The following is a 12863-nucleotide window of genomic DNA, read 5'->3' as shown; positions in this document are numbered from 1 at the left end:
AATACAGACAGAAACAAAAAAACCGCCTTTCGGCGGTTTTTTTGTTAATCACACTAAGAATCAGATGTTTTCTACATCAAATTCAACCAGTGGATTTACATCTGCATCATAGTCAACAGACTCAATACCGAAGCCGAACAGTTTCAGGAACTCGTCCTTGTACTGCTGGTAGTCCGCAACTTCGAACAGATTCTCGTTAGTCACATTCGGCCACAGCTCACGACAGTGCTTCTGGATGTCATCACGTAGTTCCCAGTCATCCAGGCGCAGGCGGTTTTCTTCATCCACCTCAGCCGCAGAGCCATCAGCTTTGTACAGGCGCTGAGTGAACATACGGTGAATCTGCTCCATACAGCCTTCATGCACGCCTTCTTCACGCATCTTCTTGAATACCATTGCAATATACAGAGGCATTACAGGAATTGCAGAGCTTGCCTGAGTAACTACACTCTTCAGAACAGCAACGTTTGCTGAACCGCCGTTTGCTGCCAACTTAGCATCCAGTTCTTTCGCTGCACGATCCAGATCCATCTTCGCCTGACCCAGTGCACCGTGCCAGTAGATTGGCCAGGTAATTTCAGTACCGATGTAGCTGTAAGCCACTGTCTTACAGCCATCAGCCAATACGCCAGCATCAGACAGAGCGTTGATCCACAGCTCCCAGTCCTGACCGCCCATTACCTTAACGGTATCTTCGACTTCCTGCTCGTTTGCCGGCTCGATGCTAGCTTCAATCAGAACGTCTTTGTTAGTGTCTACAGCTGTCGCAGTGTAAGTTTCGCCCATTGGCTTCAGGGTTGAACGGATAACTTCACCGGTTTCTGGCATCTTACGTACTGGTGACGCCAGAGAGTAAACCACCATATCAACCTGACCCAGGTCTTCCTTGATCAGATCAATTGTTTTTTGTTTTGCTTCGTTAGAGAAAGCATCACCATTCAGGCTCTTAGAGTAAAGGCCTTCCTCTTTGGCAAACTTGTCAAATGCCGCTGAGTTATACCAACCTGCAGTACCCGGTTTTTTCTCTGTACCTGGCTTTTCAAAGAACACACCGATTGTCGCAGCATCGCCGCCAAATGCAGCAGCAATACGTGATGACAGGCCATAGCCGCTTGAAGAACCAATTACCAGTACACGCTTAGGTGCATTTGCAATCGGACCCTGGGCTTTAGTGTAAGCAATCTGCTCTTTTACGTTCTCTTCACAACCCATCGGGTGAGTTGTTGTACAAATAAATCCACGAATCTTAGGTTTGATGATCATTTTCAACTTCCCTTACATAATTGCCTGTAGGATAAAAGGTAAATGACAAATTCGCATTAAATTTATGAGCGAAAACGCTAAAAAGGCTAGTGGTTGGAGGTGTTGACGACCAATATACTGCCCAAATTGCCGTTTTTTACATCAATTCGTGCACGATGGCGCAAAATAAACAAGTGCCATCGCAATCCTACAGTACGGTTCTGAATCACTGAGATGACAATCAGTATAGCCGCCCTTCTTGGTGACTTACGCCTTGATAAAAGCCAGATAAAAAAAGTGCCACGCAATGCGTGGCACATGGGAGACACCAGGTTTATTTTCACCGGACTTACGCCCTTAGGCGGCTTTTCCCGGTTGTAAGCCACCTGCTTTAAACTGATCAGCAGCAAAGTGATCAACCTGAATCGCTTTCTGCCTTAACTGATCAGCATTGTGCATTTTTTCGACGTCGGCTTCTGTGACGATCCCCGCACTCAAAGCAATTTCCAGCTTCTCTTTGAGCGAAACTTTGCGAGGGATCTCACCTGCCTTCACCGCTTTCGCCAACTTGCGCTCAATATCCTTAACACCGTGCATAGCAACAAAGGCTCGCTCCATAATGCCAACAGGATCTGATTCCTTATCACCGATATAACACAAGTGCGTCAGGCGCTCACGATGACTGCCTGGTTTCATCAACAGCTTAGCAATATCAACCGTGACTTTATCTTTCGGAGCCTGGTAATGAATACCTAACGGGAACAGCATGGTACGCAGCAATCGGCCAATGCCTTTACGCGGGAAATTGTCAAAGACTTCATTAAATGCGACTCCGCATTTGTGCAGACAGTGCTGAACCGCATAATGCACCATAGGCAAGTCCTGCTGCTGGCGTCCTTCATCTTCAAAACGCTTCAGCGTTGCCGATGCCAGATACAGATGGCTCAGCACATCACCAAGACGGGCTGACACCAACTCACGACGTTTGAGCTCACCTCCCAAGCTAAGCATTGCAAAATCAGCTGATACCGCCAGAGCTTTACTCATGCGCGACAAGTGTCGGTAATAAGCTGCAGTTTCACCGCTAACCGGTGAGCGGTTGAAAGCTGAAGCACTAAAGGCATTCAGCATCGACTTCGCCACGTTCCCGACGGCAAAACTGATATGTTTTGCCAGCAATGAGTCGAAATCCTTAGCCCCTTGCTCTGTGTCCGGGTTCGCTGCTGCTTCCATTTCACTTAATACAAACGGATGGCATCGGGTTGCACCCTGACCAAAAATCATCAGGTTTCGGGTCAGAATATTCGCCCCTTCCACCGTAATTGCTACCGGCATACCAAAATAGTGGTGACCCAGATAATTCATTGGACCAAGCTGAATCGCCCGTCCGGCATGGACATCCATTGCATCGTTGAGGATGGTTCTGGCCATTTCTGTCATATGATATTTGGCGATAGCTGTAACGATACCCGGCTTCTCTTTCATATCCAGCGAAGTAGTTGTCAGAGTTCGGGCCGCTTCCAGCATATAAGTAAAGCCACCGATACGCCCCATCGCCTGAGCAACCCCTTCAAAGTTACCAATCGACATACCGAACTGTTTACGGACATATGAGTAAGCACCAGTTGTTCTGGCTGCCAGGTGACCAACCGCCGTCCCCAGCGCTGGTAATGAAATACCACGGCCTGCCGACAAACATTCCACCAACATTCGCCAGCCCCTGCCGACAAAATCCTGACCGCCAATCACCCACTCCATAGGTATAAACACATCTTGTCCGCGGGTCGGGCCATTCATAAAGGCCAGGTTCAACGGGTCATGACGCTCGCCGATTTCAACCCCCGGATGGTCTACCGGGATTAGCGCGCAGGTAATACCTATATCTTTCTTATCACCAATCAGGCCATCAGGATCCTGAAGCTTAAAGGCCAATCCTAATACTGTCGCGACCGGGGCCAGAGTGATATAGCGCTTATTCCAGCTAACACGAATACCCAGTACTTCTTTTCCCTGGTATTCGCCGTAGCAAACTGTTCCCTGATCAGGAATACTACCGGCATCTGAACCTGCTTCCGGGCCAGTCAAGGCAAAACACGGAATATCATCACCGTTTGCCAGACGCGGCAACCAGTAATCTTTCTGATCTTCGGTTCCGTAATGGCTTAGCAGTTCTCCTGGGCCCAACGAGTTAGGCACCATTACCGATACTGCTGTACTCAGGCTTCGGGTCGCAATACGCGTCACTATGGTTGAGTTGGCGTGGGCAGAAAAATCCAAACCGCCATATTTGCGGCTGATGATTAATGAGAAGAACTTTTCTTTTCGCAGGTATTCCCATACTTCAGGAGGCAAATCCCTGTCTTCCTGAACAATCTGGTAGTCATCCAACATACCGAGCAATGTTTCCAGCTTAGTATCAATAAATTCCTGTTCCTGAGCAGAAAGCTTGGGCTTTGGATAATTCAACAGGGTATTCCAATCCGGTGAACCGCTGAACAGTTGCCCGTCCCACCAGACACTTCCTGCTTCCATAGCCTCTCGCTCAGTATCAGACAGCGGCGGCAATACTTTCTTGAACATCTTAAATGCCGGATCACTGAGATAGCGTTTTCGCAAATCAATTAACGTGCTCATGTTTCAGGTCCTTTTGTCTCATTTATCGTTATTGGTATTACGTTTTGCTTATCTTGTTCCTGTCGGATTTTCTCGCACTAATGACAGCGACTGCTCAATCGGTGCTGCAACTCCGGCAGCTAGATAAGGAACCAGTCGCTCAATCACATCTTCCGTAGTGACTTTGCGTGAAAAATCATTTTCGGCGATCTCGCAGAGGGCCGTTGACGACGCCATGGTGAAAACTGATGCTCCCAACGTGAAGTGCAGGCGCCAGAACAGGGTTTCAGGGTCTAAAGAGGGGTTGGCACGGCATACAGCAGTGGTAAACAGTTTCAGCACATCATCATAGCGGTTATAGATAAACCAGCGCAGGTGCCCCTGTACATCGGTATAGCCCCTGCCGATCAACGACATAAAAATAGTCGCTCCCTTCGGACGATATTGATTCAGACCTAATAAAGGTTGCTTCACACAACGGAAAACATCTTCCATAGCAAAATCGTCACGGGTAAGCAGTACTTCCAGTTCAGATTTCAGTGCAGGCATAAACTCTTCGAGGTAACGTGTAAGTACCGCCCTGACTAGGGTTTTCTTATCACCGTAATGGTAGTTAACCGAAGCCAGGTTTACGCCAGCCTTACTGGTAATGGTTCTTAGCGAGGTATCCTTGAAACCATGTTCAGCAAACAGCAGCTCCGCTGCGTCAAGAATACGGCCTTTTGTTTCTCCCTTTCCCGCCATTTTCATTCACCTGTATTAAACACATGTTTAAACTTTACATCTCATTAATATTTTTAACAAGCCACAAACACCTCAAGTCAGGTGTTTTGGATAGCTTAATAAGATAAATCGATAAAGATGTGATACTGATCGAATATAACCAGTGGTTTTTAGTTTTTTGAGAAACAGCACAAAATGTGCATAAACCATTGATTAATAAGAGAGCAATAAAAAAGGAAAATCTGATGCAAAATCCGACATTCGGGAGGATGACAAAAAATATTAAGAAAATTGCAATTAAGAGGGAACAAACAAAATGATTGCAGGTCATATATAGTGCCACTGCTTTTTCTTAGAAGACATTCTTCAGAGCCCGTCCCTACTTAGAGATGGGCTTCTTTATTTCCGTTCGATGAAAAATCTCCGCCCAACTAATCTGCTGCAGTAAATTATTCACCTTGTTCATGCTCATTCATAACCATATGCTTACACCAACAAAAATATTGTCGTGCGACTTTAACAAAAAAATAAAAAATCAAAGGCTTAAATTTTTTTTCTATTTTTTCTCCAGCTCTGCGGAACTAAGGTGAAAGCGCCCGGTCATAAATAATGACATCAAGATTAAAGACGCATTCTTTGTTTAGCTGGCCGCCAAACAAGCATTCATCCTTTAGTCGAATATGCCACTGCTGCTAAACTCCTAATTGTGTAAATAGAGCCTTTGCCCGCTGAACTTACAGCGGGCTTTTTTTATCTTCACTTCAGAAATCACTCAGGCAAATTCAGCAACTAAAAGCACACAAAACCTGAATCCAAACAGGTAAATTCCTCATTGAATAGCTGGCTATTGAAAAATAATCGAAAAAATAATGAACCTTCCACAAACTCGTCGGTCGTATTAAGTGACATTCACATTAATGGAGATTTGTCGAATCATCTTCATTAATTACCAATGCCACTGCTGCTAAACTCCTAATTGTGTTTACCCCGCCTTTTTTAGGGCGGGATTTTTTTACCTGTCATTTTTCAATATTGATTCCAGTTACCACATTTAATATAAATGTCACGAATCTAATCACCACAATATTGAAAGTAAGGAGTAATAACAGTCACTGACCGATAAAAGCAAGCACCACAAATGCACAACAACTCAATGCACACTAAGCATCCCGTCACTAAGAAAAAATATGGCAATTTCTTTAATTCTTTTGAACCTTTCTAATTCACTGAAGTCTCAATAAACAAGATTGATGTTATCTGCTCAACAAGGCTAATGAATCAGCCATGATTTGAACGAATAACTTTAACTGCCACTGCTGCTTTAACTCCTTATTGTAAATGGAATCTTTGCGCTGAGATGTTCTCAGCGCTTTTTTTTGCCTGCACCCTACTCCTTGGCTTTTTGCTTACTACTTGGTGATTACATCCAACTCCGGTTTTTCCAGCATCAAATCAACATGTTTGACTCTCATGCCTAATAACTGACAGGTATGACTTGCATCAATCTCTTTCCCTGCCCCCTTCACCGATACACTGAAATCCGGCTGCGGTAATCCGGCTTTTAACGCCATCGCAGTGTAGTAATCGCATCGGGTTGGATGGCTAGGTGCCGCAAGGTGCATTACCTGTTTATCGGGCCAAATAGCCGCAATCTGCTTAATTGCCTCCAGGCAATCATCCAGATGCACCAGATTTACCGGATCTGATCCGTTCGTTATCCCCTCACGGCCAGCCAAAAAACGAACCGGATGTCGCCCCGGACCAATAAGCCCGGCAAGTCGAAGTACCCTGACATCATCTCCCCATTCTTTTGCCAGCCACTGCTCTAATTCAAAATGAGCAAGCCCTGATGCAGTATCCGGCCTTGGATAACTTTCTTCCGTCACAACACCGCTGACGCAACCATAAACCGATGTTGTACTGACAAAAATCAGCTTTCTACAACCCGCATGTTTCGCCGCCCGAGAAAGGCTTTTTATTTTGGCTATGAACTCTTGTGCCGCGCCATCCTGTCTGCCGGGCGGTACATTCACAACTAACAGATCTGCACTAAAAAAAGGGCTTAACGAGCTATCGGCGTTACCTGACTCACTCAGTATCACCGGCAACTTCAGAGTAAATGACCGAATACCTTCAGCTTCAAGCATTGCCGCTTTGTCATAATCACGGGTGCTGCCACATACTGAATACCCCTGACTAACAAAATATTTAGCTAACGGTAATCCGAGCCATCCACAACCACATATACTTATTTTCATTCTCTTTTCTTCCTCCCCTTTAAATGCAACTGACAACATATCGTATCAGTTCTAATTTATTTCAATCTGTAAATTAATTCCTTTCATTTGAAATTTAACAACAATAAAAAGGCATTATTTCGCTTATAAATGGCACTTTGCTAAAAAATATTTTCAGAACTGAAAGGAAAAAGTCGATCCCTGTCAAACTATAATAAAAAGAAAAAGGCATATTCATGGATTTGCTAGGAGCAGATTCATGAAAAGTAGTATAGTTTCATCAAATTGGCTTCGTGTAAGCATGAAGGCCGCTAATGAAATTCAGTAACGAAGTGCGGTAATCGCCATGAATACCCTAGAGAAAATTCAGAAAAATTTAGATAACTTCAGTAAGTCTGAACGTAAAGTCGCTGAAGTTATCATCGCATCGCCACAAACGGCGATTCATTCCAGTATTGCAACACTGGCCAAAATGGCTGATGTAAGTGAGCCGACTGTTAACCGTTTTTGTCGTCGCCTAGATACTAAAGGGTTCCCGGATTTTAAACTGCACCTCGCGCAGAGCCTTGCTAATGGTACCCCTTACGTCAACCGCAACGTCGAAGAAGATGACGGCCCGGATGCTTATACCGCCAAGATTTTTGAATCCACGATGGCTTGTCTGGATGTGGCTAAAAACAGCCTGGATCCTATGCAGGTAAATCGCGCGGTTGACCTTCTGACCCAAGCCAAGAAGATTTCTTTCTTCGGCCTTGGCGCATCAGCTTCTGTTGCTCACGATGCACAGAACAAGTTCTTCCGTTTCAACATCCCTATTGTTTGTTTTGATGATATCGTCATGCAACGCATGAGCGTAATCAACTGCACTGACGGTGATGTTGTGGTGATGATCTCTCATACCGGTCGAACCAAGAGCCTGGTTGAAGTCGCCCGTATGGCCCGCGAAAACGGCGCTACTGTTATCGGTATTACAGCCAAAGGCTCCCCGCTGGATCATGAGTGTTCACTGTCTATCTGTCTGGATGTACCGGAAGACACTGATATCTACATGCCAATGGCAAGCCGCGTTGTTCAGATGACGGTTATCGATGTACTGGCGACCGGTTTCACCCTGCGCCGTGGTGCCGGTTTCCGCGAAAACCTGAAACGCGTAAAAGAATCACTTAAAGATTCACGCTTTTCTAAAGAAGGAATGCTGTAAACACTAAACGGCAATACATAAACTTCTTTATTCAACTATCTGAAAAGCATGGGTATTTATCCATGCTTTTTCTTTTCAGCCTGCTTTACTCTGCCCTCCCCCCCACACTGTACACTGACGCACTACACTAATACCAACCTGAATAATTCCAAACCACGACTGGTTTTTTGCCTGATGTTTTCTAGCATTAACACTAAAGGCTTAATAAACAATGAAATACACATAAACCGGTTTTCATTATCAACATGGTGGCAACCACCTTTCACGTCCAGCTACGTCTGAGAGGCTGTAGTAAAGTTCCACCATTTTCATTGACTTCAGTTTCTGTCAGATGATGTTCACTAAAACACCTGACACAGAACAAACAGACGGAGTTTCCCATGTCAGAAAGGCTAAGAAGAACCAAGATTGTGACTACTTTGGGTCCGGCAACAGATCGCGATAATAATCTGGAAAAGATCATTGCTGCAGGAGCTAACGTCGTTCGCATGAATTTTTCCCACGGCAGCCCGGAAGATCACATCAAGCGCACCAACACCGTAAGGGAATTAGCCGCTAAATTAGGTAGGCATGTTGCTATTCTGGGCGATCTCCAGGGGCCGAAAATTCGTATATCTACCTTCAAAAACGACAAAATAGATCTGGCTATTGGCGATAAGTTCACCCTCGACAGTGACCTGCCCAAAGGCGACGGCGACCAACATGCCGTAGGCCTAGATTATAAAGAGCTGCCAAAGGACGTTATACCGGGAGATGTCCTGCTCCTTGATGACGGCCGAGTACAGCTCAAAGTTACTTCAGTCGAGGACAACAAAGTCCATACCGAAGTGACAGTGGGTGGCCCGCTTTCCAACAATAAAGGCATTAACAAAAAAGGCGGCGGCCTGTCTGCTGAAGCTCTGACAGAAAAGGATAAAGCTGACATCATTACCGCCGCGGCAATGAAAGTAGATTATCTAGCCGTCTCCTTCCCCCGTAATGGCGAAGATATGAAATATGCCCGACGCCTGGCAACAGATGCGGGTCTGGATGCCAGGTTGGTCGCAAAAGTCGAGCGTGCAGAAGCTGTAGCCACAACAGAGGCAATGGATGACATTATCATGGCTTCTGATGCCGTTATGGTTGCCCGGGGTGACTTAGGGGTTGAGATTGGTGATCCTGAATTAGTCGGCGTACAGAAAAAGCTCATCCGCCGGGCACGCAGCCTGAATCGGACAGTTATTACAGCCACCCAGATGATGGAGTCGATGATCACCAGCCCGATGCCAACCCGTGCTGAAGTTATGGACGTGGCAAATGCCGTGCTGGACGGAACCGATGCAGTAATGCTCTCGGCAGAAACCGCTGCCGGCCAGTACCCAGAAGAAACCGTAAAAGCAATGGCCAGTGTCTGCCTTGGCGCTGAAAAAGAACCTAGCATTAATGTTTCTACGCACCGGTTGGATAAAACCTTTACATCGACAGAAGAAACCATAGCCATGTCGACCATGTATGCGGCAAACCATATGGAAGGTGTTAAGGCAATGATAGCAATGACTGAATCGGGCCGTACGCCACTGATGATGTCGAGAATTTCTTCAGGGCTTCCTATCTTTGCCATGTCCCGCAATGAAGGAACACTCAACCGTGCTGCACTGTACCGCGGTGTTACACCGGTCTATTTTGACCGTGACAGTGACGCCGGGCTAGCCGCTGCCAAACATGCGATTGCTGTACTGAAAGAAGGTGGATTTCTGTCAGCAGGTGAGCTGGTCATCATTACTCAGGGTGATGAAATGGATATTATCGGCTCAACCAACAACATGCGAATACTGATAGTCGAATAGAAGCGAGAAGCGAGAATTTTATCAAAGAATTCTCGCTTGCTGATTACCACATGGAAATTACAGCAATGGCTGGTTCCAGTGAGGATTAATCCGCGCAGTCAGAATATGATCTTCCCAGCGACCATTAATCAGAAGATAGTCTTTTGCCGTCCCTTCTTTTTCAAAGCCGGCAGCTTTCAATACAGCTTCACTGCGTTTATTCCTTGGCATATACGCTGCCATCACACGATGAAAGTGCTGCTCTTCGAACATCCACTCCACCGCTGCATTCAACGCCCGGCGCATAACACCTTTCCCCTGACAATTTTCATCAAGCGAATAGCCGACATGGCAGGCATAAAACGGATGCCTGACCAGGTTGCTGAAATTAATCACGCCGCAAATTTCATTCGAGCCTTTCCGGACAATCACAAAATAATAAGCCAGCTTATGCTTATGTAGCTCTGATAGCTGGTTTAAACGCTTGCTCCAGCCAGCTTCAGTAAAGAAAGCTTCATCTCGCAGCGGCTCCCACGGTTGCAGGTAGGCCCTGTTTCTTTGGTAGTACGCTGTGATTTGATGAACATCTTTAGTCGTAATTAACCGAACTTTAAAGTCACCAACGACAATAGCCGGAGAGCGATTAATGATTGAATGAAACAACGCACCTCACCTTTCAAATATCAAGTTAGTAAAACGGCCTGCAAACAGAATACATCAATACTCTCGTAAACTCATGACTGGTATAACGTTTTACATCGTAAATTACCTGTTGCTGTAGCTTTTCTGGACTATGATTTAAATGCCCAAGTATCAATCCTCCGACAGGATAGTAATGACTATGTTTTACGACTACCTCAATACGATATTAGGAAAAATCTATCTACTTGCCGATAGCCAGGGACTCCGGCAACTAACAATCGGAAGTGGTGGATTCAGCCCCGACAGTAGTTGGGAACACAATCCGGACTTCATGAAGGAATATATCCACCAGCTTGAACAATATTTCCAGGGACAACGTAAAACCTTCACTCTCCCCCTCGCCCCTCAAGGCAGTCAGTTCCAACAACAAGTATGGAAAGCAATATCAGAGATCCCCTACGGCTCAACCGCCACTTACCCGCAACTAGCCGAAAAGATTCATCATCCCAATGCTATTCAGGCTATCGGCATGGTCAAAAACGTCAATCCGATACCTATCATAATCCCCAGCCACCGGGTTCAAAATGAAAATAACCAGTTAGTCGGCAGCCGCTATGGTAAACAGTTTGTCTTGCTATTGAGAGCTCTGGAAGCCGGAAAACTCGTATTACAACAGCCTGAAAAAGATTCCGCCTGATGCAACCAATGGTACTGAAATACACAAAAAGGAGGCTTAGCCTCCTTTTTGTCGTCAATTTATCTATCATTCACCTTATACAATCAGCGCTTATTGATACCATATTCCCGCAGTTTATTCGCCACGGCGGTATGAGAAACTCCCAGCCTTTTCGCCAACTTACGAGTTGACGGATAACTACGATAGAGATTGTTCAGAATACCGGACTCATAACGCTTCATGATTTCATCCAGTGTCCCGTCAAGCGTTTCCTCGCTAATAATGCCAGCCGATTCATTCTCCGGCAGTTGAACATCATCCACAGTGACTTCATTGCCTTCCACCTGAGTCATAGCTCGGAACAGTACATTACGTAACTGCCTGATATTACCCGGCCACGCATACTGACTCAGATACTGGGCAAGCTCATCTGAAATAATCGGTTTGGACTGTTGCAGCTCCTGGGCAAACTGCGCTAGGAAAAGATCAGCCAGCGGTACGATATCAGCCGTTCGCTCTCGCAACGGCGGAACAACCAGCGGCAGAACATTCAAGCGATAATACAAATCCTCACGGAAATCACCTGAAGCAACCAGATCCGGCAACTTCTTCTGGGTTGAACAGATCACCCGGATATCAACCTTCATCTCTTTTTCTTCACCGACACGACGGAAGGTGCCGTCCTGAAGGAAGCGCAACAATTTTATCTGCAAGTGCGTTGACATTTCCCCGACTTCATAAAGGAATACCGTTCCTCCGTCAGCCTGCTCAAAGATCCCTTTCTTACCCGGTTCATTTGCATTGCCAGCATAACCAAACAGCTCGGTTTCAGCGGCATTGTCCGGCATAGAAACACAGTTAACCAGCATGAACGGCTTATCGCGTCTCATAGAGCGCTGATGGCAGGCACGGGCCAGCATTTCTTTACCTGTACCGGTTTCACCCTGAATCAACAATGGTGCATCAAGCAATGCCAGCTTTTTGGCCTGGGCCAGCATATGTTTAAAGCGGGATGACTGCCCTACCAAATGTTCAAAACCGTTATCACCGCTGAACTTGCGCATGGCAACCGGCATTTTGGCTTCAGAAAGGGATTTCAGCAGAATCATCGCACTGGCAAGTACCTGAGTTTCACTCTCATCGGCAACGTAAACCGGCATGATATCCATCATGTAATCAAGCCCGGCAATCACCATCATTTCGCTACGCGAAGCTGCTTCGTCTTTTTCCAGCCAGTGCTGGAAGTTAAAACCAAGCAGAGACTGAATATTCTCACCAACAATATCGCCGCGTTTTTTCCCCATCAGAGCTTCGGCGGCATCATTAGCAAGATCGACCTTACCCTGCAAATTGATCGAAAAGAAAGGATCCGGCAAGGTCTCAAGCAGTGCCTTCAGCTCTTTATGTTCGCGCTCGCTTGGCATGAACTGAATTTTACGTACATCAGTCACCCCATCCAGCTGGCGGATCTGCGACATCAACTGACTGAACTGTTCAAACTCAATTTCCGGGCAGTTGAGGTAAATGATCCCAACACGGTCAATCTCAATGCCACGCAAATCAATTTGCTGGCTGGTCAGAATATCCAACAACTCACGGGTTATACCAAGTCGGTCTTCACAAAAGACTTGAAGCCTCATAACACACGCCTTCTAAAATTCTTTTCTCACAAAGTGTCAGGAATTGTTGACACAATGGAAGTTTGCGCCTGCTCTGTTTTCGAG

General features: G+C 46.0%; 9 protein-coding genes. 3 read left to right on the top strand and 6 right to left on the bottom strand.

Annotation, left to right across the window (positions count from 1 at the left end):
- Positions 1-60: 60 nt before the first annotated feature.
- The 4 genes from fabV to C942_RS02500 all read right to left on the bottom strand — a co-directional run bounded on the left by fabV (position 61) and on the right by C942_RS02500 (position 6836).
- On the bottom strand, positions 61-1263 hold the full coding sequence (gene fabV, locus C942_RS02515; RefSeq protein WP_007462073.1) for an enoyl-ACP reductase FabV: 1203 nt from the start codon (positions 1261-1263) through the stop codon (positions 61-63).
- Positions 1264-1599: 336 nt separating this feature from the next.
- Positions 1600-3876 (bottom strand): acyl-CoA dehydrogenase, encoded by a 2277-nt coding sequence (locus tag C942_RS02510; RefSeq protein WP_007462071.1) that lies wholly within the window; start codon positions 3874-3876, stop codon positions 1600-1602.
- Between the two features lie 48 nt (positions 3877-3924).
- Positions 3925-4599 (bottom strand): TetR/AcrR family transcriptional regulator, encoded by a 675-nt coding sequence (locus C942_RS02505; protein WP_007462070.1) that lies wholly within the window; start codon positions 4597-4599, stop codon positions 3925-3927.
- A 1388-nt stretch (positions 4600-5987) separates the two neighbouring features.
- The gene (locus C942_RS02500; protein ID WP_007462069.1) at positions 5988-6836 is read right to left on the bottom strand and encodes an NAD-dependent epimerase/dehydratase family protein; all 849 of its coding nucleotides are present in this window, start codon (positions 6834-6836) and stop codon (positions 5988-5990) included.
- A gap of 325 nt (positions 6837-7161) precedes the next feature.
- On the opposite strand from C942_RS02500, the gene C942_RS02495 reads away from it, so the two are divergent.
- Positions 7162-8016: a MurR/RpiR family transcriptional regulator gene (locus C942_RS02495; protein ID WP_007462068.1), complete on the top strand. Its 855-nt coding sequence runs from the start codon at positions 7162-7164 to the stop codon at positions 8014-8016.
- Between the two features lie 380 nt (positions 8017-8396).
- On the top strand, positions 8397-9842 hold the full coding sequence (gene pyk / locus C942_RS02490) for a pyruvate kinase (protein WP_007462066.1): 1446 nt from the start codon (positions 8397-8399) through the stop codon (positions 9840-9842).
- 57 nt (positions 9843-9899) lie between these two features.
- Here the strand turns inward: pyk and rimJ are convergent, their stop codons facing one another.
- Entirely contained in the window at positions 9900-10484 is a 585-nt protein-coding gene (rimJ, locus tag C942_RS02485) for a ribosomal protein S5-alanine N-acetyltransferase (protein ID WP_007462064.1), read from the bottom strand.
- A gap of 172 nt (positions 10485-10656) precedes the next feature.
- Here rimJ and C942_RS02480 point away from each other — a divergent pair, with 172 nt between their 5' ends.
- A complete protein-coding gene (locus tag C942_RS02480) occupies positions 10657-11160 on the top strand; it encodes a methylated-DNA--[protein]-cysteine S-methyltransferase (RefSeq protein WP_232428124.1) in 504 nt (167 codons plus the stop codon).
- Between the two features lie 83 nt (positions 11161-11243).
- On the opposite strand, the gene tyrR is transcribed toward C942_RS02480, so the two are convergent.
- Entirely contained in the window at positions 11244-12779 is a 1536-nt protein-coding gene (tyrR, locus tag C942_RS02475) for a transcriptional regulator TyrR (RefSeq protein ID WP_007462060.1), read from the bottom strand.
- Positions 12780-12863 lie beyond the last annotated feature (84 nt).

Source organism: Photobacterium marinum (genome assembly GCF_000331515.1).
Classification (GTDB): Bacteria; Pseudomonadota; Gammaproteobacteria; order Enterobacterales; family Vibrionaceae; genus Photobacterium; species Photobacterium marinum.
This window is presented reverse-complemented; position numbering and strand designations above follow the sequence as displayed.